This is a genomic window from Nonomuraea thailandensis, from assembly GCF_024172165.1.
Lineage (GTDB): Bacteria > Actinomycetota > Actinomycetes > Streptosporangiales > Streptosporangiaceae > Nonomuraea > Nonomuraea thailandensis.
On sequence record NZ_JAMZEB010000002.1, the window covers coordinates 5,678,696 to 5,701,740 of the forward strand.

At 73.7% G+C, this 23,045-nt stretch carries 14 protein-coding genes; 8 read left to right on the top strand and 6 right to left on the bottom strand.

Translation table 11 applies throughout. From position 1 onward, the window contains the following. Positions 1-108: 108 nt before the first annotated feature. From HD597_RS29640 to HD597_RS29655, 4 genes are all read left to right on the top strand, one after another. Positions 109-1,029, top strand: coding sequence for an aldo/keto reductase (locus HD597_RS29640; RefSeq protein ID WP_253746215.1), 921 nt, complete (start codon positions 109-111; stop codon positions 1,027-1,029). A gap of 218 nt (positions 1,030-1,247) precedes the next feature. Then, complete coding sequence (locus tag HD597_RS29645; protein WP_253746218.1) at positions 1,248-2,012, top strand: HpcH/HpaI aldolase family protein; 765 nt, start codon at positions 1,248-1,250, stop codon at positions 2,010-2,012. 129 nt (positions 2,013-2,141) lie between these two features. Then, entirely contained in the window at positions 2,142-3,470 is a 1,329-nt protein-coding gene (locus tag HD597_RS29650) for a trypsin-like serine peptidase (protein ID WP_253746219.1), read from the top strand. A gap of 48 nt (positions 3,471-3,518) precedes the next feature. Further along, positions 3,519-4,025, top strand: a complete 507-nt coding sequence (locus HD597_RS29655) for a hypothetical protein (protein ID WP_253746220.1) — start codon at positions 3,519-3,521, stop codon at positions 4,023-4,025. Between the two features lie 10 nt (positions 4,026-4,035). On the opposite strand, the gene HD597_RS29660 is transcribed toward HD597_RS29655, so the two are convergent. The 5 genes from HD597_RS29660 to HD597_RS29680 all read right to left on the bottom strand — a co-directional run bounded on the left by HD597_RS29660 (position 4,036) and on the right by HD597_RS29680 (position 10,720). Beyond that, the gene (locus tag HD597_RS29660; protein ID WP_253746221.1) at positions 4,036-5,463 is read right to left on the bottom strand and encodes a DHA2 family efflux MFS transporter permease subunit; all 1,428 of its coding nucleotides are present in this window, start codon (positions 5,461-5,463) and stop codon (positions 4,036-4,038) included. Between the two features lie 39 nt (positions 5,464-5,502). Then, the gene (locus HD597_RS29665) at positions 5,503-6,132 is read right to left on the bottom strand and encodes a LuxR C-terminal-related transcriptional regulator (protein WP_253746222.1); all 630 of its coding nucleotides are present in this window, start codon (positions 6,130-6,132) and stop codon (positions 5,503-5,505) included. Positions 6,133-6,418: 286 nt separating this feature from the next. Next, complete coding sequence (locus tag HD597_RS29670) at positions 6,419-8,560, bottom strand: MMPL family transporter (RefSeq protein WP_253746223.1); 2,142 nt, start codon at positions 8,558-8,560, stop codon at positions 6,419-6,421. A 100-nt stretch (positions 8,561-8,660) separates the two neighbouring features. After that, positions 8,661-9,719 (bottom strand): hypothetical protein, encoded by a 1,059-nt coding sequence (locus tag HD597_RS29675; protein ID WP_253746224.1) that lies wholly within the window; start codon positions 9,717-9,719, stop codon positions 8,661-8,663. Then, positions 9,716-10,720, bottom strand: coding sequence for an aldo/keto reductase (locus HD597_RS29680; protein ID WP_253746225.1), 1,005 nt, complete (start codon positions 10,718-10,720; stop codon positions 9,716-9,718). The genes HD597_RS29675 and HD597_RS29680 overlap by 4 nt, the downstream gene beginning before the upstream one ends. Before the next feature lie 150 nt (positions 10,721-10,870). On the opposite strand from HD597_RS29680, the gene HD597_RS29685 reads away from it, so the two are divergent. Then, the gene (locus HD597_RS29685) at positions 10,871-11,500 is read left to right on the top strand and encodes a MerR family transcriptional regulator (RefSeq protein ID WP_253746226.1); all 630 of its coding nucleotides are present in this window, start codon (positions 10,871-10,873) and stop codon (positions 11,498-11,500) included. 80 nt (positions 11,501-11,580) lie between these two features. Here the strand turns inward: HD597_RS29685 and HD597_RS29690 are convergent, their stop codons facing one another. Continuing rightward, the gene (locus tag HD597_RS29690) at positions 11,581-12,237 is read right to left on the bottom strand and encodes an HAD family hydrolase (protein WP_253746227.1); all 657 of its coding nucleotides are present in this window, start codon (positions 12,235-12,237) and stop codon (positions 11,581-11,583) included. Between the two features lie 112 nt (positions 12,238-12,349). Between HD597_RS29690 and HD597_RS29695 the strand changes: the two genes are divergently transcribed. The 3 genes from HD597_RS29695 to HD597_RS29705 are packed head-to-tail and all read left to right on the top strand — an operon-like array spanning position 12,350 to position 23,044. Further along, entirely contained in the window at positions 12,350-14,059 is a 1,710-nt protein-coding gene (locus HD597_RS29695; protein ID WP_253746228.1) for a fatty acyl-AMP ligase, read from the top strand. Further along, entirely contained in the window at positions 14,056-20,007 is a 5,952-nt protein-coding gene (locus tag HD597_RS29700) for a type I polyketide synthase (protein WP_253746229.1), read from the top strand. Before HD597_RS29695 ends, HD597_RS29700 begins: the two co-directional genes overlap by 4 nt. Next, positions 20,000-23,044 carry a type I polyketide synthase gene (locus HD597_RS29705; RefSeq protein WP_253746230.1) on the top strand — a complete coding sequence of 1,015 codons (3,045 nt, stop codon included), beginning with the start codon at positions 20,000-20,002 and terminating at the stop codon, positions 23,042-23,044. Before HD597_RS29700 ends, HD597_RS29705 begins: the two co-directional genes overlap by 8 nt. The last annotated feature ends 1 nt before the right edge of the window (position 23,045 follow it).

The following is a 23,045-nucleotide window of genomic DNA, read 5'->3' on the forward strand; positions in this document are numbered from 1 at the left end:
GCAAGACGCGCGGCAAGTATTGCACGGAACGCGCACGTTCTGCCACAGTGGTCGGCGAGTGACCCGGGACGCCTCCCCGCACCCCCGGGAACGTGAGAGGAGCCCTCGATGAGCGCCGAGCCCGTGCTCGGGACCATGACCTTCGGCGACACCGTGGACGCGGACACGGCGGGGCGCATGCTGGACCTCGCGCTCGACGCGGGCGTCACCGGCGTGGACACCGCCAACGGCTACGCGGGCGGCGCCGGCGAGGAGATCCTGGGCAAGCTGCTGCGCGGCCGCAGGCACCGGGTCGTGCTGGCGACCAAGGCGGGCATCCCGCACCCGGACGCCGCCGGGCACGCGCCCCTCTCCCCCGCCGGGCTGCGGCTGTCGCTGGAGGGCAGCCTGCGGCGGCTCGGCACGGACCACGTGGAGCTGTTCTACCTGCACCAGCCCGACCGGGCCACGCCGCTGGAGTCCACGCTGGCCACGGTCGCGGAGCTGATGGCGGAGGGCAAGATCGGCGGCCTGGGCGTGTCGAACTACGCGGCCTGGCAGATCGCCGGGATGAGCCCGCGCCCGGTGGTCGCCCAGCAGCTCTACAACCTGCTGGCGCGGCGGGTCGAGGACGAGTACGCCGAGTTCGCCGTCACCTCCGGGCTGCGCACCATGGTCTACAACCCGCTCGGCGGCGGCCTGCTGACCGGCCGGCACCGCTTCGACCAGGCTCCGGGGACCGGCCGGTTCGGCGACTCGCGGCTGGCGGCGATGTACCGGCAGCGGTACTGGGACGCCGAGTTGTTCAAGGGCGTCGAGGCGCTCGGCGCGATCGCGCTGGAGGCCGGGCTCCCCCTGGCCGAGCTGTCGCTGCGCTGGCTGCTCGGCAAGCCGATGGTGAGCGCGGTGCTGCTCGGCGCCTCGGGTGCCGGCCACCTGCGAGCGAACCTGGCCGCGCTGGCCGCCGGCCCGCTCCCCGCCGAGGTCGCCGCCGCCTGCGACGCCGTGGGCGACGCGTTGCGCGGCCCGATGCCCGCCTACAACCGATGAGGCCCCAGACGCGCCGTGGGCCCCGGACCCCATAAGGCCAAAGGCCCCGTGAGCCCCGGACGCCACCAGACCCAGACACCGTGCGCCCCAGACGCAGTGGAAGCCTCAGGCGCCGCGGAGTCCCGCACGCCGTTGACCCCGGACGCCACACGCGATGAAGCCCGGAAACGATTCAGCCCGGAAGCGATGAAGCCCCGGAAGCGAGGAGACGAGAGCCGATGACCGCAGCCGAGTTCGCCGCCAAGATCCGTGATCGCGAGCAGTGTGTGGGCTACTGGGTGGTGCTCGACGCGCCCATCGCCACCGAGCGCCTGGCCAGACTGGGGTACGACTACGTCGCGCTGGACGGCCAGCACGGCCTGATCGGCAACGCCGGGTTGCTGAGCAACCTCATGGCCATCGACGCCGGCGGCCGGTCGGTCGGGCTGGTCCGGGTCGAGTCGGCGGAGCCGGCGGCCATCGGCAGGGCGCTCGACTTCGGCGCGGGCGGCGTGATCGTGCCGCTGATCGACACCGCCGAGGACGCGGCCCGCGCGGTGTCGGCCGCCCGCTACCCGGCCGGGGGGCGCCGCTCGTACGGGCCCATGCGCTCCATGCTGCGCATCGGCCCGACGCCGGCGGAGGCCGACGAGAGCGTGCTGGTCCTGGCCATGATCGAGACGCCTGACGGGCTGGCCAACCTCGACGAGATCTGCGCCGTGCCGGGCCTGGACGGCGTGTACGTCGGCCCCTCCGACCTGTGCCTGGCCGTCGGCGGCAGATTCCCGAACGATCCCGAGGTGGCGGACGTCTTCGAGGCGGCGCTGGAGCGGGTCCGCACGGCCGCCGCGCGGGCGGGCATCGCGGCCGGCATCCACAACCCCACCGGCGAGCAGGCCGCCCGCCGCCTGGCCGAGGGCTTCACGTTCGCCACGGTCGCCTCGGACCTCGTTCACCTGGAGCAGGCCGCCGCCGCGCACCTCAAGGCCGTCCGGGGCGGGTAGGCAGATCTTGGCACGGTCCCCCGCGCAAAAGCTGTTGATCGCGGAGAGGACGGCAGGTAGCGTCATCGCCCGGAGACGATCAAGTGTTCTAGTCGTCGCCGGAGATTCCTGTCGATCGGGAGATATCGCATGCGAAATCGAACAGCAGGTGTCTTAGCCGTCCCCCTCCTCGCCTCCCTCCTCGTGGCCGCGCCGTCTCCGGCCGGCGCCTACAGCGTGGCCACGCGACCGCTGGCCGCCACGCAGGCGGCGGCCGTCGAGGCCGCGTCGTTCTGGCTGGGCAACGGCGGCGCGAACCTGGCCGCCGCCACCCCGTACGGCGTCCAGACCGCCGTCGAGAAGATCGCCACCCGCGGCGAAACCACGCCCGGCACCAAGCCCGGCACCATCCCGCCGTCACTGCCCACCACGACCACCACAGCCAGGACCGCCACCCCCGCCACCACCACCGCGGACCAGACCGCCACGTCCACCGCGACCAGCGCGGGCGAAACCGCCACGCCCGCCACCACCGCCGCGGACCAGACCGCCACGACCACCGCGGGGAAGCCCGTCACGCCCACCACCCTGGGCAAGGTGTTCTTCGTCGGCGCCGACGGACAGCCGCACTGGTGCACGGGCACCGCCATGCAGTCGCAGTACCGCAACGTCGTGGCCACCGCGGCGCACTGCGTGTACGACACCCAGCGCAACGGCTACACGCTCGGCACCTGGGTCTTCGTGCCGGGCTACACCGGCGCCGGCGCCCCGGCGGGTCTCTACGTGGGCAAGCAGCTGTTCGGCCACTACGACTTCGACGTCTACCGCGACTACGACCGCGACTACGCGTTCGTCACCGTCTACGAGGGCGTCGTCACCACCGCCACCGGCGACCTGGCCAACTTCGGCAGGCTGGGCGACAACGTCGGCGGGCAGGGCCTGGCCTGGAACCAGCCGCAGGTGGACGCGAGGATCGACGTCTTCGGCTACCCGGCCGGCCAGCACCCCGACGGCAGCAGGCCGTACCCGGGCGAGACCCTGGAGACCTCCAGCGGGCGCACCGCCACCGCCGTGGTGCCCAGCATCAAGGGCGAGGAGCTGCTCGCCGTCGGCTCCCCGTTCACCGGGGAAGGCGCCCTCGGCTCCTCCTGGTTGTCGCGCTACGACAAGGCCGCCGGCATGGGCTACCTCAACGGCCTGACCATCAGCGTCGCCGACACCGACGCCGACCTGCGCTACGACACGAGCCTGTCACCGTACTTCGACGGCGAGACGCAGGCCGTCCACGCCGCCGCGGCGCGTCATGGAGCGGCGCGGTCATCCCGGGGTAACCGGGCCTTTCAGCCACCGCCGGGATCCGGCGGTGGCTTCTCCTTTTGTCGCGCACGGCACGCGATCGTTTTCCCGGCGGAAATCCGCATGGCGCAATTCGCCCTTTCACCCGGTCTTCCGGGAATGCTAAATTGGAGAAGCTCTTGAAGGCAGCCTCAAGGCGTCGATCAATGGCGCGCTGGAAAGGTGGGTGACATGGCTTCGGCGCCCATCGGCATTCCCTTGGCCTGGAATCATCGTCTGCGGGTTCTCACCTTCGCCTGCTCTTTCGTCTTCGCCCTCTGCGCTCTTCTCCAGGGCTGGCTGGTCATCAACGACGAGACGGTAGAGGTCGCGTTACGCCTGGCCGGCAGGACAGCGGCGGAGGCGTCGGCCGAAGCGCCGGGTTTCGTGGCCCAGTTTCGCGCCGTCCTCGCGTACTACGCGGCGGGAAACTCCCTGGGCATGCTGGCGCTCCGCGGCGCGGCGTGGACATTCTGGGTCACTCTCCTGATCAATCTCACCCAGATTACCGGCCCGCTGGGATTGATTCCCGCCCACGTGTATCGGGCGGCATTTCACCTCCACGGGCCGGCCGGATTGTTGCCCACGATCGTTCTCAGCGGCGGAGCGCTTATTCTGAGTGTCACGCTCATCTCCCGCATCATTCCCTGCCGAGAAATATGGGCCGAGCTGAGAGCCGCCGCCAGGACGCATGGATGAGCGCCGCGGCTCACGGCGCCAGCGGCTGCGCCGGCTGGTCGCCACCGCTCGCCGCCGTCGCGAGGGCCTGCGAGCGGGGATCGCGCCGGGCCGGGACGGCGGGGACGAGCCAGGCCGCCACCGCCGCCACCGCCAGGATCGCGGCCCCCGCCCACAGCGACGCGCGCAGGCCGGAGACGAAGAGCGCCGGCGTGCCGTAGCCGCCGCCGGCCGCGAACACCCCGGCCAGCACGGCCACGCCCAGCACGATCCCGATCTGCCGCATCGCGTTGTTCACGCCGGCGGCCAGCCCCTCCTCCGCGGGCGCGACGAAGTCGAGCGGCTGCCGGGCCGCCACCGCGTAGAACAGGCCCATGCCGGCCCCGGCCACGACCATGCCGGGCCACAGCAGCGCGTACGGCACGGCCGGCGCCACCACGACGGCGAAGCAGGCCAGCGCCGCCCCCTGCAGAACCGCGCTGGCCACCATCAGCCGCCTGACCCCGAGCCGCTCACCGAACACGCCGGCGAGCGGGGCGACCACGGCGGGCAGCAACGTCCACGGTAACGTCCGCACGCCCGCGTCGAGCGGCCCGTAGGCCAGCACGAGCTGCAGGAACTGGGTCAGCAGGAACACCGCGCCCAGCATGCCGCCCTGCACCAGGGTGGAGACGACGTTGGACAGCGTGAACCCGCGGCTGCGGAACAGTCGAGGCGGCAGGACGGGCTCGGCGGCCACGCGCTCCCACCACACGAACGCCACCAGGACGGCCGCGCCGGCCACGATCGGCGGCAGCACCTGGACGTGCGACCAGCCGAGTGTGACGCTGCGGATCAGCCCGAACACCACCCCGAACAGCCCCGCCATCATGAGCAGGATGCCCCGCACGTCGAGCCGCCGCCGCACCCGCCCGCCCTCGGCGAGCAGCAGCGCGGCCAGCGGCACGAGGACCAGCCCCACCGGCACGTTGATCCAGAACACGGCCTGCCACGACCCGTACTGGACCACGGCGCCGCCGATCCAGGGCCCGAGCGCGATGCCGAGCCCCACCATGCCGCCGAGGCCGGCGATCGCGGCGCCGCGCCGCTCCGGCCGCGTGGCGCTCACCAGGAGCGTCAGCGCCAGCGGAATGATCATGGCGGTGCCGAGCCCCTGGATCGCCCGGGCGAGCACGAGCAGGCCGATGGAGCCCGCCATCGCGGCCGCCGCGGACGACGCGGTGAACAGCACGAGGCCCAGGACGAACACGCGCTTCCTGCCGAACCTGTCACCCAGCGCGGCGGCGGTCAGCAGGAAGACGGCGTAGCAGAGCGTGAAGACGTTGACCGTCCACTCCATGCTCTCCAGCGATGCGCCGAACTGCTCCCGGATCGTGGGCAGGGCCGTGGTGACGACGAGAGTGTCGAGCGCCGCCATGAAGCTGGCGACCCCCGCGATCAGGAACGTGCGCAACTGCATCGCGGCCTCCCTGAATATGGATAGCTAAGCTTACCACTATCATCCATTCGCGGCAGACCAGGGATAGGTCGCGGATTCGCCGAGCGCCTTGTACTTGTTGACCGCGTCGATCCGCGACACGGCGCCCAGCTTGTGGAAGATGTTGCGCAGATGCCGCTTGACGGTCCCCTCCGTCACCGACAGGTGCGTGGCGATCTGACGGTTGCTCATGGCGGCCGCCACGAGCGCGATGACCTCCTTCTCCCGCCTCGACAGCGGGCCCGCGTGGTCGGCGTCCAGGTTGGCGATCGTGCCGTGCGGGACCGTCAGCGTCACCTGCTCGCCGGCCCCCGCCACGCTTCGCAGTGATGCCACCAGATCCCGCCTCGTGATGCCCTTGTGCAGGTAGCAGCGCACCCCCGCCCTGATCATCTCCTGCACGATCCGGGCGTCGTCGTACATGCTCAGCACCGCCACGACCGAGCGCGGCGAGGCCTCCCGCAGCCGCCGCACGGCCCCGCCCGGGCTGCCGTGCGGCTTGTCGATGTCGATCAGTACGATGTCCGGCCTGGTCCTGGCGATCAGCGCGACGGACGACTCGAAGTCCGCCGAGTCGGCCAGCACGCAGAAGTCGTCCTCCGCCAGCAGCACCTCTCCCAGGACCTCACGCAGCAGCGTGTGCTCGTCCACGATCACGATCCTGATGCCCGCCGGCCTGGGGAACCCCCCGTTCCATCCATGCGCTAACGATGGAGATTTCGTTCCCATTGCCCGTTCAGCCCACCGTTCCACAATTGGCAATTTGACTCAACGCGCCAGCTTCACAATGAAAGAATAGCCAAATAGCCATCGGCGAGGCAATACTTCGAATGCCATTCCAATATGAAGATTGTCGATATCTATATGTCCTCGGTGTTTCCAATCATCAAAGAGAGCCCGTCCACCTGCCCACCAGGTGGACGAGCTCAATTCGGACCTAGTTCCGGACAGCCGAATCAGGGACGTTGACCGGTGGCGTCAGCGGGACGACGCTCTGCTCGGGCTCGGGCATTCCGTGCCGCTCCCACCACCGGGCGAGCGGCCGCGGCGACCACCACGCCCAGCGGCCGAGCAGTTTCATGGACGCCGGGACGAGCAGCCCGCGCACCACGGTGGCGTCGACGACGAGCGCCACCACCACGCCGACGCCGATCATCTTCAGCACGGTGACGTTCGTGATGACGAAGGCGCCCACCACCACGCCCAGCAGCAGCGCGGCGGCCGTCACGATGCGGGCGGTGTGCTGCACGCCGACCGCCACGGACTCCACCGGGTCACGCGAGACCAGGTAGTGCTCGCGGATCCTGGCCAGCATGAAGACCTCGTAGTCCATGGCCAGGCCGAACGCGATGGCCGCGATCATGACGGGCATGTTGGCGTCGATGAACCCGGGCGCGGTGAACCCGAGCAGCCCCGACAGGAACCCGTCCTGGAAGATCAGCACCATCGCGCCGAACGCGGCCGACAGCGACAGCAGGTTCATCAGCACGGTCTTGACGGGCAGGGTGACCGAGCCGAACGCCAGGAACAGCACCACGAACGTGACCACCGAGGTGATGAGCAGCATCCACGGCAGCCCGTTCGCGATCATGGTCAGCATGTCGACGATCGCCGCCGGCCGGTTGGCGAACAGCGCCGTCGCACCCGGCGGCGGCGGCTCGGCGCGCAGCTTGGTCACGACGTCCCTGATCTCCTGCCCGTAGGGCGACAGGGAGTAGCCCAGGGTGATCCGGGCCAGATCGCCCTCGGTGCCCGTCACCTCGGCGCGATCGACGCCCTCGATCCGGTCGAGCCGCTGGGCGAACGCGTCGAGCTGGGCCTTGGCCTCCGGCGTGTCCGCCGGGCCGGGCATGCGGACGACCGTGCTGATCACCTTGGTCGGGTCGTACGGGAACTCCTCGGCGAGCTGCCTGGTCACCACGACGCTGTCGGTGTCGGCGGGCAGCGCCCACTCGGCCGGGCGGGTCCAGACCGCGCCCAGCAGCGGGACGCCGAGCGCGCCCAGTGCGAGGGTGATGCCCAGCACGACCGTGACCGGGCGCCGCATGACGCCGTGCGCCGTGCGGTACCACCTCGTGCCCTCGGCCTCGGGGCGGCGCCGCCCGAGCAGCGGGATGCGCAGCGAGTCGATGCGGCGCCCGGCCACCCGCAGCAGCGCGGGCAGCACGGTGAGCGCGCTGATCACGGCGAACAGCACGACGCTCACCCCGGCGTAGGCCAGCGAGGTCAGGAACCGGGACGGGAAGACGATCAGGCCGCCCAGGGTGACCGCGACCGTGATGCCGGAGACGGCGACGGTGCGCCCGGCCGTGGCGGTCGCGCGTACGACGGCGTCCTCGACCTCGCGCCCGGCGGCGAGCTCCTCCCTGAACCTGTTGACGATGAGCAGCGCGTAGTCGGTCGCCAGGCCCAGCCCTAAGATCACCACCACGTTGATCGCGGCGGTGGACAGGTCGACCAGCCCGCCCACGACGCGCAGCACCACCAGCGACCCGACCGCCACCAGGACGGCGATGGCCAGCGGCAGCGCCGCGGCGACGAGGCTGCGGAAGACCACCAGGAGCAAGATGATCAGCAGCGGGAAGGACAGCAGCTCGGCCCGGGCCAGGTCGCGGTTGCTGATCGCGTTGAACTGCTGGCCCACCGCGGTCAGCCCGCCGAAGCGCTCGGTGAGATCGGGGGCGTCGAACAGCGGCAGGATCTTGTTGTAGACGACGACCTGCTCCTCCTCGACGGCGCCGGGGAGCTGCAGGGCGAGGTAGGTCTTGTGCCGGTCGGCCGAGACGAAGTCGGCCGAGCCGGTGGAGTAGTGGCTCTCCACCCACTCGTAGGAATCCTTGGGCAGCCTGGCGACGACGGCCTCGACCTGCTGCCTGAACCGCGGGTCGTCCACGGTCATGGCCTGGCTCTCGTACATGACCACGACGTCCGCCACGTGCCGGCCGAGTGTGCCGGCGAGCAGGCTGTTGGCCTGGGAGGACTCGCCGTGGGGGTTGTCGAGCCCCGCGCCGCCGCCCAGCACGCCGCCCGCCCCCGAGCCCCAGACGCCGCCCAGCACCACGAACAGGATCGCGGCCATGAACACCCATGTTCGGCGCCGTGCTGCGAAGCGGCCGATGGTCGCAAACATCATCTCTCCCTCGACGAGGTGACTCGGATACCGATAGTAGAGCTTTCCACTATCGATGAACAAGTGGACGAGCCGCGAGCCCGCCGAGCAGGCCGCCCAGCAGCACGGTCAGCACGACCGTCCCCGCCCACATCTCCGGCGACCACCGCACCCCAGCCGCCAGGTGCAGGCCCACGAGCTGCCCCGCGCACACCAGCCCGGCGTAGAGCGCGCCCGCCACGGGCAGCCGCAGCGGCGCGCCCGGCCCCCGTACGGTGTCGAGCCGCACCAGGAGCCCGTCGGCGAGCAGGGCGGCGGCCAGCGCGCCCGCGGCGACGGTGAGATGGGGCTGCGGGAACTCGTTGATCACCATCAGCCGGATCGCCACCCCGAGCACCAGCGCGGCGCCGGCGAACATGGTGGCGCGCCGCCGGTGCATCATGAGCAGCGGGATCGTCACCAGCAGCGTGGTGACGAGGTAGCTGAAGACGCCCTGCACCACCAGGAACTCGTCGGGCGTGTCGATGATCCCGCCGTAGTCGCCCAGCACGGGCTCGTACGGCCGGGTCGGCGCCACCGTCATGATCGACGCGCCGTAGTTGAGCAGCACCAGCATGCCCATCACCGCGAACGTCATGGAGGCGACCCCGGCCGCCGCGCGCAGGCCGCCCTCCCCCGAGGCCCACCAGGACCGCAGCGGGCTGGTGCCCAGGATGATGCCGCCGAGCGTGGCGATGATGTGGGTCGGGCTGAAGGACGGCAGCAGTCCGATCTCGATGCCGATCGTCTGGTGCCAGATCATGTCGCCGAACCCGCCGGCGAAGAAGACCAGCGCGCCGATCGCGCCCAGCCGGTAGCCCTCGGGCCAGCCGTCGCGCCACCACTGCGGGTGCCGGTCGCGCCGCACGTACGCCAGCCGGAACGTCCAGGCGGCGGTCAGGCCGTAACCGAGGTAGAGGACCGCGTGGTAGGGGGTGAAGAACCCCTCCAGGGTGTCGATGACGTTCTTGTGCGCCCAGCCGTCGATGGCCAGCCCGGAGATCATGATGGTGCCGCAGAGGACGGTGACCAGGTCCTCGCGGACGCTCGCGCGTTCGCCGGCGGCGACGGGAGCGGCCGTCGTCGTCATCGCGGCTGCCCTCTGCGCCGCAGGGCGGGATCGAGCAGCTCGGGCGGCCGCCATCCGCCGTCGGCGGCGTTGATCGTCAGCCCGGGCGGCACGATCTCGTCGACGGCGTCCAGCACGTCGGGCGTCAGCCGGACGTCGAGGGCCAGCAGGTGGCTCTCCAGGTGGTCCATCGTGCGCGGGCCGATGATGGCCGACGTCACCGCGGGGTGCTGCATGACGAACTGCAGCGCGAGCTGGACCAGCGACATCCCGGCCTGCTCCGCCAGCAGGGCCAGCTGCTCGGCCGCGGCGAGCTTGCGCCGGTTCTCCTCCAGCGCCATGTCGTAGCGGGCGGGCAGCAGCGCGGCGCGCCTGCTCCGCGGCAGCTCGGCGCCGTCGCGGTAGCGGCCGGACAACCAGCCGCCCGCGAGCGGGCTCCACGCCAGCACGCCCATGCCGTACTGCCGGCAGACCGGCAGGAGGTCGGCCTCGACGGCGCGGGCCAGGATCGAGTACGGGGGCTGCTCGCTGGCGAACCGCTCCCGGTGCCGCCGCTCGGCGACCCAGTGGGCCTCGACGACGCGGTGGGCGGGGAAGGTGGAGCAGCCGATGTAGCGCACCTTGCCGGCGCGCACGAGGTCGGTCAGGGCGCCGAGCGTCTCGTCGATGTCGACGGAGGGGTCGGGCCGGTGGATCTGGTAGAGGTCGATCCGGTCGGTACGCAGCCGGCGCAGGCTGTCCTCGACGGCCCGCATGATCCAGGCGCGGCTGTTGCCGCCGCGGTTGGGGCCCTCGCCCATCTGGCCGTGGACCTTGGTGGCCAGCACGATCTCGTCACGCAGGCCGCTCTCGGACAGGAACCGGCCGATCAGCTCCTCGGACTCGCCGGCGGCGTAGATGTCGGCGGTGTCGATGAAGTTCACCCCGGAGTCGACGGCCCGCTGGATCATCTTCCCGGTCTCTTCCGGGCCGTTCTCGCCCCACCAGCCGAACATCATCCCGCCGAGACAGACCGGGCTCACCTTCAGGCCGGTCCGACCAAGTGGTCGGTAGTCCATTACGATCAACTCCCAGGCCGGTCGAAAAATGGATACGAGAACTGTCTACTATCCTTTTCGATGGGTTGGCAAGGGCCAGCTCGTGGGTACGAGTTGGGCGAAAGGGGAGGAACCATGCGCATCGCGGAGCTGAGCCGCAGGGCCGACGTGCCCGTCCCGACGATCAAGTACTACCTGCGCGAAGGTCTCCTGTCCCCCGGCGAGCGCACCAGCTACAACCAGGCCCAGTACACCGAGGAGCACGTCCGCAGGCTCCGCCTGGTGCGGGCGCTGCTGGAGGTCGGCGGGCTGAGCGTCGCCGCCACCCGCGACGTCCTGGAGAAGATGGACGCCCCCGGCATGAGCCTCATCGACCAGGCGGGCAAGGCCCAGTTCGCCATGACCCTCGCGCCGAAGGTGGTCAAGGACGAGGCGTGGCAGGCGGCCGAGGAGGAGACCGAGGCGCTCGTCGAGCGGCTCGGCTGGAAGGTGCGCCAGACCAACCCGGCGCGGCTGACGCTGACGTCCGCGCTGGCCACGCTGCACCGGCTCGGCAAGACCGACCAGATGAAGCTGCTGGAGGTCTACGCCAGGGCGGCGCGCGAGGTCGCCGACGCCGAGCTGGGCCAGCTCATCCAGGACTCCGAGCCGGAGGCGATCCTCGAGACGGCCGTGGTCTGGACGGCGCTCGGCGACGTCGTCTTCAGCGCGCTGCGCAGGTTCGCCCACGAGGACGTGGCCTACGGCGACGCCCAGCTCGACTGATCGCGAAGGCGGCACCCAGGGCGAGGCCACGCGCGAGGCCACGCGCGAGGCCACGCGCGACCGATCCGGAAGGGCGGCGTTCAGGTCGAGGCGAGGCGCGACCGGCCGAGCAGCGCCTCCAGTTCCTCGATCGCCGCTGCGGCGCCGGTGAACTCGATCGCCTGCCAGCCCGCCGCCCGCGCGCCGGCGCAGTTCTTGGCCAGGTCGTCGATCAGCACGCACTGCGCGGCCGGCACGCCCGCGCGGGCGGCCGCCAGCTCGAAGATCTCCGGGCCCGGCTTCCTGCAGCCGACCTGCGCCGAGTTGACCACGTCGTCGAAGACGCCCTCCGGAGGCACCATGCGCCGCCAGTGCTCCTCCCACGCCGGCGGCATGTTCGACAACATCCCGACGAACAGGCCGCGCTCGCGCACCCGGTGAAGCTGCGCCAGCCACTCGGCGTTGGTGCGCCTGCCGTCGAACCAGGCGTCGGCGAAGCTGATCATCGGAGCCTCGATCCCCTCCGCGGCCAGCTCGGCGGCGATCTGCCGCAGCCACTCCTCCTCCGTGACCAGCGGGGTGTCGAGCGGCAGCATGAAGTCGTCGGTGCCGTAGCGCGCGGTCACGGTCGCGACGGCGGTCAGCAACGGGCCGGGCGGCAGGCCCGTCCTGGTGCAGAAGGCCGAGAACGTCTCGCCGACGGGCGGTGTCAGCACCCCGCCGAAATCCGTCCAGACTGCATTTATGGAAATCGTCACGCTCATACCCTGACGCATTTCCCTCAGGCCGCCGTCAGGCCCTCATCAAACCTCGATCACGTCCGGATCAAAGGCATTCTCAGCATTTCCCGGGCTGGTTACATTACTGCCCATGATTCCCTTTGCAGAGACACTCGGGGAGTTACTCGCTTTCCGGGCCCGGGAGAACGCCTCACAAACTGTCTACCGCTTTCTCCCGGACGGCGAGCGTGAATCCCACTCGCTCACCTTCGCCCGGCTCGATCTGGAGGTCCGCGCGCTGGCCTCCCGGCTCGCCGAACACGCGGCGCCGGGCGAGCGCGCCCTGATCCTGGCACCCGACTCGGCCGATTTCATCCGCGCGTTCCTGGCCTGTCAGTACGCGAACGTGATCGCCGTCCCGATATATCCGCCGATGCCGTTCGACGCCCGGCGCGGAACGGCGAGCCTGCGGGCCATCGCGCAGGACTGCGCGCCCACGGTGGTCCTCTTCGCGGGCCCCGGTGGATACGAGCGGTTCATCCGCGACAGCTCCCCCGAGCTCGCGGCGCTGACGTGGATCGGCGCCGGCGAGGTCGACGAGAGCCGTGCCGGCTTCCTGCCGGTGCCCGCGGACCCTGCGGGCATCTCCTTCCTCCAGTACACCTCCGGCTCCACCGCCTCGCCCAAGGGCGTCATGGTCGGCCACCGCGCGCTGCTCGCCCAGGAACGGCTGCTGCACGAGATCGGCGACTTCAGCCAGGACTCGGTCATCGTCAGCTGGCTGCCGCTCTTCCACGACATGGGGCTGATCGGCAACGTGCTGCTCGCGCTCTACGCGGGCTGCCAGGCCGTGCTCATGCCGCCGCTGACGTTCGTGCAGCAGCCGGTCCGCTGGCTGCGGGCGATCTCCGCCTACCGGGCGACCGTGTCGGGCGGGCCGAACTTCGCCTACGAGCTGTGCGTGCGGCGGGTGCCCGTACAGGATCGGCAGGGTCTCGACCTGAGCAGCCTGCGGGCCGCGTTCAACGGGGCGGAGCCGGTGCGGGCGAGCACCCTGGAGGCGTTCACCGCCGCGTACGCGCCGCACGGGTTCGACCCGCGCGCCCTCTACCCCTGCTACGGCCTGGCCGAGGTGACGCTGATGGCCACCGGCTCCCCCGTCGGGGGCGGCCCCGTCACACTGGACGTGCACCTCGACGCGCTGCAGGAGGGCCGGCTGGTTCCCGGCGGCGGCCACCGCATCGTCGGCTCGGGACGTCCCGGCCCGCGGCGCCGGCTGGAGATCGTGGACCCGGAGACGTGCCTGCCGGTGCGGCCCGGCCACGTGGGCGAGATCTGGGTCGCCGGGCCCGACGTGACCGACGGCTACTGGGGCAGGCCGCAGGAGAGCGCGGAGGTCTTCGGCGCCCGCCTGACCGGCACGTCGGAGGGGCCGTTCCTGCGCACCGGTGACCTCGGCGTCGTGCACGACGGCGAGCTGTTCGTCTCCGGCCGGCTGAAGGACCTGATCATCGTCGGCGGGCGCAACCACTACCCGCAGGACCTTGAGTCGACGGCCGAGACGGCGCATCCCATGGTCAGGCGCGGCTGCGTGGCGGCGTTCGGCGACGCGCCGCTGGTCGTGGTGGCCGAGGTCAAGCCGGCCGTCACCGAGGAGCAGCTCGCGCAGGTCGGCCCGGCCGTGCGCACCGCCGTCGCCGCGGGGCACGGCGTCCAGGTGGACAAAATCGTGCTGATCGCGGCCGGCACCATGCCGAAGACGTCCAGCGGCAAGCTGCAGCGGCGGGCCTGCCGCGCGGCCTACGAGAGCGGCACGCTGACGGCCGCCGTGCCCGCACCCCAGCTCGAAGGAGCGTCATGACCACGCACCAGGAGACCGTCGAGTGGCTGCTGCGGCGCACCGCCGAGCTGCTGTCGGCGCCGGTCGCCGGCCTGTCGCCGGACACGCCGTTCTCCCAGCTCGGGCTCTCGTCCATGCAGGCGGTCGAGCTGGCGGGCGATCTGGAACGGTGGAGCGGCCGGTCCCTGTCGCCGACGATCGCCTACGACTACCCGACGATCGAGGCGGTGGCCGCGTACCTCACCTCGTCGGCGGAGCCGCAGCGGCCCGGAGCCGCGGACGCGGCGCGCGGCGAACCCGTCGCCATCGTCGGCATCGGCTGCCGGCTGCCCGGCGCCGGCGGGGCCGGGGCCTTCTGGAACGCGCTGCGCGAGGGCGTGGACGCCATCCGGGAGGTGCCCGCCGACCGGTGGGACGGCGAGGCGCTCTACGACCCCGACCCCGACCGGCCGGGCCGCATGAACACCCGGTGGGGCGGCTTCCTCGACGACGTCGAGAGCTTCGACGCCGGCTTCTTCGCGATCTCCGCGCGGGAGGCCGCGCGCATGGACCCGCAGCAGCGCCTGCTGCTGGAGGTCGCCTGGGAGGCGCTGGAGGACGCAGGCGTGCCCGCGTCGAGCCTGTCGGGCGCGCGGGCCGGCGTCTTCGTCGGCGCCTCCACCTACGACCACGGCGCCTCCCTGCTCAGCTCGGGCGCCGAGCCGGAGGCCTACGACGGCACCGGCGCCGCGCTCAGCGTGATCGCCAACCGGCTGTCGTACTGCCTGAACCTGCGCGGCCCGAGCATGGTCGTCGACAGCGCCTGCTCCTCCTCGCTCGTGGCCGTGCACCTGGCCTGCCAGGCGTTGCGCGCCGGCGAGGCGGACCTCGCGCTCGCCGGCGGCGTCAACGTCATCACCAGCCCGCGGATCGCGCTCAGCTTCAGCAAGGGCAGGCTGATGGCGCCCGACGGCCGGTGCAAGCCGTTCGACCAGCGGGCCAACGGCTACGTGCGCAGCGAGGGCGCGGGCGTGGTGCTGCTGCGGCCGCTGTCGGCCGCGCTGGCCGCCGGCGACCGGATCTACGCGGTGATCCACGGCAGCGCCGTCAACCAGGACGGGCGCACCAACGGCCTGGCCGCGCCGAACCGGCCCGCCCAGGAGGAGGTGCTGCGCTCGGCGTACGCCGCCGCCGGCATCGACCCCGCGACCGTCGACTACGTCGAGGCGCACGGCACCGGCACGGCGGTGGGCGACCCGATCGAGGTGGCGGCCCTGGCCACGGTCCTCGGCCCCGGCCGGCCGGAGGAACGGCCGCTGCGGATCGGCTCCGCCAAGTCGAACGTCGGGCACCTGGAGGCGGCGGCGGGCGTGGCGGGGCTGATCAAGGCGGCGCTGTCGCTGCACCACGGCGAGCTGCCGGCCACCGTCCACTTCACCAGGCCCAACCCTCTGCTCGGCCTCGACCGCCTGCCCGTCATCGTCCAGAACCGCACCGAACCGTGGCCCTCCGGCCGCGCCGAGTCCTCGCCGGGCGGTGCCGAGTCCTCGCCGGGCGGTCCCGTGCCGGCGCCGGCGGGCCGGGACGAGGCGTGGCCGGCCGGTTGCGCGACGGCCGGAGTCAGCTCGTTCGGGTTCGGCGGAACCAACTCCCACGTCGTGCTGTCCTCGCCCCCTCCCCGGCCGCGCTCCGACCACCCGGCCGGGTCGCGCGGCGAATCGTCGGCGCCCCGGCCTGATCGCAGCCGGCCGACCGGCTCCGGCGGCGAGTCGCCGGCGCCCGAGCCCGGCCCTGGCCGCCCGGCCGGCTCCGGCGGCGAGTTGTACCTGTTTCCCGTCTCCGCCCGTTCCGACGTCGCCCTGCGGCGCCGGGCGGCGGCGCTGGCCGTCCTGGCGCGCGGCAGGGCGGGCGACCCGGCCTGGCTGGCCGAGGCGGCCGCGGCGGCGGCGCTGCGCGGCGACCACGACCGCCACCGCGCCGCCGTCGTCGTCTCCTCCCCCGAAGAGCTCGCGACCGCGATGACCGCGCTGGCGGAGGCCCGCGACGAGGCGAACGCGCGCAGGCGCCGGACCCACCGGCCCACGCTCGTCTTCCCCGGGCAGGGAGCCCAGTGGGAGGGCATGGGCAAGCAGCTCGCCGACGCCGTGCCCGCGTTCCGCGCGGCCATCCGCAGGTGCGACGCGGCGATCAGCCGCCACCTGGGCGAGCCGCTGTGGGACGACGAACGCGGCCTGACCCCCCGCGGCACCGCCCACGTGCAGCCCGCGCTGTTCGCCTACCAGGTGGCGCTGGCCGAGACGTGGCGGGCGTGGGGCGTCGAGCCGGCCGCGGTGATCGGGCACAGCATGGGCGAGATCGCCGCCGCGCACGTGGCCGGCGCGCTGTCGCTGGAGGACGCCGCCCGCGTCGTCTGCGAGCGCAGCAGGCTGCTCACCCGGCTCACCGGGCAGGGCGGGCTGGCGCTGGTCGAGCTGGACGCCGAGGAGGCGGACCGCGCCCTGGCGGGCCGCCACGACCGGCTGTCGGTGGCGGCCGTCAACGGGCCCCGCGCCACGGTGCTGTCCGGGGAGCCGGCGGCGCTGGACGAGGTGATCGCCGAGCTGGAGGCGCGCGGGGTGTTCGCCCGGCGGGTCGCCGTCGACTTCGCCGCGCACAGCCCGCAGGTCGAGCCGCTGCAGGACGAGCTGTTCGCGGCGCTCGCCGGGCTCGATCCGAGGCCCGCGACGACCCCGCTGAACTCGACGGTCACGGCGGAGCCCGCCGCCGGCCCCGAGCTCGGCCCCGCCTACTGGCGGCGCAACGTCCGCGAGCCGGTGCTCTTCTCGCCCGCGCTGGAGCAGCTCATCGCCGCGGGGCACGAGCTGTTCGTCGAGGTGGCGCCACACCCGGTGCTCACCCGCTCGGTGGCCGAGCTCGCCGGCCACCTCGACCGGCCCGTCGAGATCATCTCCTCGGTACGCCGCGACGAGCACGAGGCCCGCGCCCTGCTCGGCGCCCTCGGCGACCTGTACGCCGGTGGCGCCGCCATCGCCTGGGACGCCCTCTACTCCGGCGCCGCCCACGTCCCTCTCCCGCCCCACGGCTGGGACCGGCAGCGCTTCCCCCTGCTGCGCGCCACGCCGGGCACGGCCGTCGTCCCGCCGGGTCACGGGGGCGGCGCGCTGCTCGGCGCCCGGCTGAGCGTGGGCGCGGAACCCGGTCTGCGGCTGTGGCCGCTGTCGCTCGGCGGCGCGCCCGAGCTCGCCGACCACGTCGCCGACGGCGTGCCGCTGGTGCCGGGCGCCTACTGGCTGGCCGCCGCCGCTCAGGCCGCCACCAGCCCGGCCGCCGCCGCTCAGGCCGCCGGCCCGGCCGACGCCGCACAGGCCGACGAGGTCGCCGGCTTCGTGCTGCTGGAGGACGTGGTCTTCGCGCACCCCTGCCCGGCCGACGGCGACCCCGGGCTCCAGCTCGCCCTGCGCCCGTCAGCGCCGGGACGGCTCTCCTTCGTCATCACCTCCGACCGCGGCGGCGGCCCGGTGGTCCACGCACGCGGCGCCGTCACCGGGAACGCCGCCCCGCCCTCGCCTCCCGCGGCGCCCCTCGACCTGCCGGGCGACGTGCCGGTCGCCGAGCTGTACGAGCGGCTGGCGGCGGCCGGGCTGGACTACGGCCCGCGCTTCCGGGGGCTGACCGGGCTGCGTACCGGCTACCGGGAGGCGGTCGGGACGTTCGAGCTTCCCGGCGGGCTCGACGCCGATCGCGCGCCCCTGCATCCCGCCCTGCTGGACGCCTGCTTCCACACGGTCGCGGCGGCAGCGGGCGGCGCCCTTCCCGCCGGCGTCCTGCCCCTGCCCTCGGGGGCCGCGCGCGTGTGGTCACGCGCTGCCGGCGACGCCGTACGGCGGGGCACGGCCCACGCCGTCGTCCGCGAGCTCGGCCCGAACGAGCTGGTCGCCGACGTCACCGTACGGTCGGCGCCCGGCCCGGCAACGGACCCGGCGACCGGCACCGCTACGGGCACGGGCACGGACCCGAGCACAGGCAGGAGCGCGGGCACGGGCACGGGCACGGGCGAGGTGATCTGGGCCGTGTCCGGGCTGCGCATCCGCCTGATCCGGCGCCGCCCCGCCGAGGACGGCCGCCTCTACACGCTGCGCTGGCAGCCACTGATCCCGGGCCCCGCCGTCACGGCCCGGGGCGGCTGGCTGGTGCTCGCCGACCCGGTCCCCGCGAGCGGCCCCGCCTCGGTGGGCGAACGCCTGGCGGAACGACTGGCCGCGGCGGGCGAGCCGTACCTCCTCGCGGGCGCGGACCGGCCGCTCGACGAGCTGCTCGACGAGGCGGTCACCCGGCACGGCGGCCTGCGCGGCGTCCTGGACACCCGCGCCACGACCGATGCCGACGCGGCCCTGGAGACGCTGCACCACCGCGCGTCGCAGGCGCTCCGTCTGGCGCGGGACCTGCTGGGCCGGACGTGGCCGGACCGGCCGCCGCGCCTGTGGCTGCTGACGGCGGGCCCGGCGGGGTCCGTCGTGTGGGGCCTCGGCAGGGTGATCGCCAACGAGCATCCCGAGCCGGCCACCGCGCTGGCGGACCTGCCCGGCTCCCCCACGCGGGCCGACCTCGACGCCCTGGTGGCGGCGCTGCGGGCACGGGACGCCCCGGGACAGGTGCGGGTGCGCGACGGCGGCCTGCTGGAGCCGAAGCTGGGGCCGGCCCCGGCGGGAACCGGCGACCCGGCGCCCATCAGGCCCGACCGCCCGTACCTGGTCACCGGCGGCCTCGGCGCGCTCGGCCTGCACGTCGCGCGCCGGCTGGTGGACAAGGGCGCGCGCAGGCTCGTCCTGACCGGCCGCACCGCCCCCGGCCCGCGGGCGCGGGCCGTGCTGGACGAGCTGCGGGCGGTGGGCGCCGAGATCAGGGTCGAGCTCGCCGACCTGGCCGACGCCGGGCAACTCGCCAGGACGATCCCCCCGGACCTCGCCGGGGTGTTCCACCTGGCGGGCGTCCTGGAGGACGCGCTGGTCGCCACGCTCGACGACGACCTCCTGCACCGCGCGCTGGCGGGCAAGGCGGCCGGCGCCTGGCACCTGCACACGCTGACGGCGGACCTGCCGGTGGAGCACTTCGTCCTGTTCTCGTCGCTGGCCGGCCTGTTCGGCTCGCCGGGTCAGGGCGCGTACGCGGCGGCGAACACGTTCCTGGACGGCCTGGCCGAGCACCGCGCCGCCCTCGGCCTGCCCGCGCAGAGCATCGACTGGGGCACCTGGTCGGGCACCGGCCTGGCGGTGGCGGCCGGCGGCGTCGAGCGGCTGGCGGCGCGCGGCCTGCCGCCGCTGTCCCCGGAGGTCGCGCTGGACCTGCTGGACGAGGCTCTCGGCAGCGGCCGGCGGCACCTGGTGGCGGCGGCGTTCGACTGGGCGGCGTTCGGCAGGGCCGGGCTGGGCCCGGACCTGGCCCGCATGCTGGACGGGCAGGTGAGCGCCGACCGGCCGGCCGCGGGCGCGGAACGCGGCGCCGTCAGGAAGGCCGCGCTGGCCGCCACCGCCGCCGCCGGTCTGCTGGACGTCCTGCGCCGCTTCCTGCTGGAGCAGGTGGGCGCCGTCCTCGGCCGCACCCCGGAGAGCCTGGACACCTCCGCCCCGTTGCAGGAGCTCGGCTTCGACTCGCTGATGGCGATGGAGCTGCGCACCCGCCTGGAGACCGGGCTCGACCTGCGGCTGTCGGCCACCGTCGTCTACACCTTCCCGACCGTGGAAGCCCTGGCCGACGGACTCGCCCAGCGCCTCGCCGCCGAACGCCCCGCCGCACCCGACACGACCACCGCACAGGACGCCGAGCCGCGCGTGCCCGACGAGCCGAGCGGGCCTGGTCTGTCCGGCGAGCCGGGCGGGCCTGACATGTCCGGCGAGCCGGGCGGGCCCGGCGGGCTGGCCGCGCTCGACGAGCAGGAGCTCGCCGCGTTGCTGGCCGAGGAACTCGACCTGAAGGGAGGACGGCATGACTGACCAGCGCGAACTCCTGGAGCGCGCCCTGGTGCGACTGCGCGAGACGCGAGCCCGGCTCGCCGAGGCCGAACGCGCGAGGCACGAGCCGATCTCGGTGCTCGGCGCGGGCGTGCGCCTGCCGGGCGACGTGGCGGACCTGGAGGCGTTCTGGAGCCTGCTGCGTGACGGCGTCGACGCCGTCACGCCGTCGGTCGACACGCTCGACGGCCACCGCCCCAAGCCGGCCGACCGCGCCGAGAACGGCCGCTGGGCCGGGCTGCTGACCGAGGTGGACGGCTTCGACGCCGCCTTCTTCGGCATCTCGCCCGCCGAGGCGGCCAAGATGGACCCGCAGCAGCGGCTCGTACTGGAAGTGGCCTGGGAGGCGATGGAGGACGCGGGCCTGCCGCTGGAGACGCTGCAGCGCGCTGGCACCGGCGTGTTCCTGGGCGTCTACAACAGCGACTACCTCACCCTCCAGTACGGCGAGCCGGCCACGATCAACACCTACACGGCCCCGGGCGGCGCGCACAGCGTGCTGGCCAACCGCCTGTCCTACCTGCTGGACCTGCGCGGCCCGAGCATGGCCGTGGACACCGCCTGCTCCTCCTCGCTGATGGCCGTCCACCTGGCGGTGCGGGCGCTGCGGCAGGGCGAGTGCGACATCGCGCTGGCCGGCGGCGTCAACATCATCCTCAACCCCATCTCCACGCTGGTCACCGAGAAGGTGCTGCCGCTGGCGCCGGGCGGCCGGTGCCGTACGTTCGACGCCGCGGCCGACGGGATCATCCGCGCCGAGGGGTGCGGCGTGCTCGTGCTCACCCGCGAGTCCCTGGCCACGGGCAGGCGGGTGCGCGCGGTGATCCGCGGCACGGCGGCCAACCACGACGGCCGCACCAACGGCCTGACCGCGCCCAACCCGCGCGCCCAGGCGGACCTGCTGCGCCGCGCCCTCGACGACGCGGGCGTGCGTCCGGAGCAGGTCACCTACATCGAGGCGCACGGGACGGGCACGCCGCTGGGCGACCCGATCGAGGTGGAGGCGCTGCGGGAGGTGTACGGCGGCGGCTCCCTGCCGTGCGCGCTCGGCTCGGTGAAGACGAACTTCGGCCACCAGGAGGCCGCGGCGGGCGTCACGGGCCTGATCAAGGCCATGCTGGTGCTGGAGCACGAGCAGGTGCCGCCCAACGTGCACCTGCGGCGGCTGAACCCGGAGATCGACCTGGCGGGCAGCAGGCTGTCGGCGCCGGCCGCCCTCACCGGCCTGGCCCGCGGCGAGCACGCGCCGCTGGCGGCGGTCAGCTCGTTCGGGTTCGGCGGCGCGAACGCCCACGCGATCGTGCAGGCCCCGCCCCCTCCGCCGGTGGTCGCGGCCACGCTGGGCAAGCTCGTGCTGCCGCTGTCGGCGCGCGACCCGGCCGCGCTCGCCCCGCTGGCCCGGGCGTACGCCGAGCGGCTGGCCGGATGCGATCCGGTGCAGGCGGCGGCCGTGTGCGCGGCGGCGGGCGCGCGGCGCACGCATCTGGCGCACCGGGTGTGCCTGACGGCCGCCGACCCGGCGGAGCTGGTGGCCAGGCTGGGCGAGGTGGGGGGCGGCGGCCAGGCGGTGCCGCCGCGCCCGCCCCGGGTGGCGTTCGTCTTCAGCGGCCAGGGCTCGCAGTGGGCCGGCATGGGGACCGAGCTGCTGCGGCGCGAGCCGGTGGTCGCGGCGGAGGTGGCGGAGTGCGACGCCGTCGTACGGGAGCTGGCCGGCTGGTCCGTCCTGGAGCAGCTCGCCGACGGCGGCCGGCTGCACGAGACGGAGGTCGCGCAGGTGGCGATCGGCGCGCTGCAGCTCGGGCTGGCCGCGTTGTGGCGGTCCTGGGGGGTCGAGCCGTCGGCGGTGACCGGCCACAGCATGGGCGAGGTCACCGCGGCGTGCGCGGCCGGGGCGCTGGACCGCGCCCAGGCGTTCGACCTGCTGCTGCGCCGGGCACGGCGGGCCGAGGAAGGCGCGGCGGGCGGCGCCATGGCCGGCATCTCGCTGCCGCCCGACCGGGTGCGCGAGCTGATCGGCTCCAGCGGCTTCAGGACCGGCGCGCCCCCCGCGGGCTCCCTGGCGAGGACCGGCCCTGATGGCCGGGTGGGGACCGGCGCCGTAGACCGGGTGGGAAGCGAGGGCGGGGGCCGGGTGGGGGTGGCCGCCGTGAACGGGCCGCGCTCCACCGTCGTCGCCGGCGACCGGCAGGCCGTGGTGGCCGTCTGCGCCGTCGCCGAACGCCTCGGTGCGAACGTGCGCAGGCTCCCCAGCCGCTACGGCTTCCACAGCCCGATGCTCGACGGCCAGGACGAGCGGCTGGCCGCCGAGCTGGCGGGCCTGCGGCCCGGCCCCTGCACGGTGCCGATGTACTCCACGGTGACCGGCGCCCTCGTCCAGCCGGGACAGCTCGGCGCGGCGCACTGGGGACGCAACCTGCGCGACGCGGTGCGCTTCTCCTCCGCCGTCTCCGCGATCGCGGCCACCGGCGTGACGGTGTTCGTCGAGCTCGGCCCGCACCCGGTGCTGCTGCGCGACCTCGGCGAGACGCTGGAGGAGGCCGGCGTCCGCTACCGGGCCGTGGGCAGCCTGCGGCGCGGCCAGCCGGCGTCCGCCACCCTGGACCGCTCGCTGGCCGACCTCTACCGCGCCGGCCTGGAGGTGGACTGGGAGGCGGTGCTCGGCGCCGCGCCCGCCGACGTCCCGCTGCCCGCCTATCCGTGGCAGCGGCGCCGCCACTGGCTGGGAGAGGCGACGCAGCGGGCCGACCTGGTCACGGCCGTGCCGCAGGCCGAGCGCACCGGCACGATCGCCCTGTTCGTACGGCGCCGCATCGCCGACGCCCTCGGCTTCGACGACGTCGAGCAGGTGCCCGAGGACCGGCCGCTGGCGGACTTCGCCCTCGACTCGCTCGTGATCGTCGAGCTGAAGGGCCAGGCGGAGAGCGAGCTCGGCGTCACGGTGCCGTTGCAGGCGCTGCTCCGCGTCATGCACGGCGGCACGGCACTCGACCTGGCCACCATGATCGCGAAGGAGAGCTGAG

Coding starts and splice junctions, on each gene's coding strand:
- HD597_RS29675 (WP_253746224.1), bottom strand. CDS start 9,719: ATGACGACGACGGCCGCTCCCGTCGCCGCCGGCGAACGCGCGAGCGTC.
- HD597_RS29660 (WP_253746221.1), bottom strand. CDS start 5,463: ATGCAGTTGCGCACGTTCCTGATCGCGGGGGTCGCCAGCTTCATGGCG.
- HD597_RS29655 (WP_253746220.1), top strand. CDS start 3,519: ATGGCTTCGGCGCCCATCGGCATTCCCTTGGCCTGGAATCATCGTCTG.
- HD597_RS29705 (WP_253746230.1), top strand. CDS start 20,000: ATGACTGACCAGCGCGAACTCCTGGAGCGCGCCCTGGTGCGACTGCGC.
- HD597_RS29685 (WP_253746226.1), top strand. CDS start 10,871: ATGCGCATCGCGGAGCTGAGCCGCAGGGCCGACGTGCCCGTCCCGACG.
- HD597_RS29640 (WP_253746215.1), top strand. CDS start 109: ATGAGCGCCGAGCCCGTGCTCGGGACCATGACCTTCGGCGACACCGTG.
- HD597_RS29695 (WP_253746228.1), top strand. CDS start 12,350: ATGATTCCCTTTGCAGAGACACTCGGGGAGTTACTCGCTTTCCGGGCC.
- HD597_RS29670 (WP_253746223.1), bottom strand. CDS start 8,560: ATGGCCGCGATCCTGTTCGTGGTGCTGGGCGGCGTCTGGGGCTCGGGG.
- HD597_RS29700 (WP_253746229.1), top strand. CDS start 14,056: ATGACCACGCACCAGGAGACCGTCGAGTGGCTGCTGCGGCGCACCGCC.
- HD597_RS29645 (WP_253746218.1), top strand. CDS start 1,248: ATGACCGCAGCCGAGTTCGCCGCCAAGATCCGTGATCGCGAGCAGTGT.
- HD597_RS29650 (WP_253746219.1), top strand. CDS start 2,142: ATGCGAAATCGAACAGCAGGTGTCTTAGCCGTCCCCCTCCTCGCCTCC.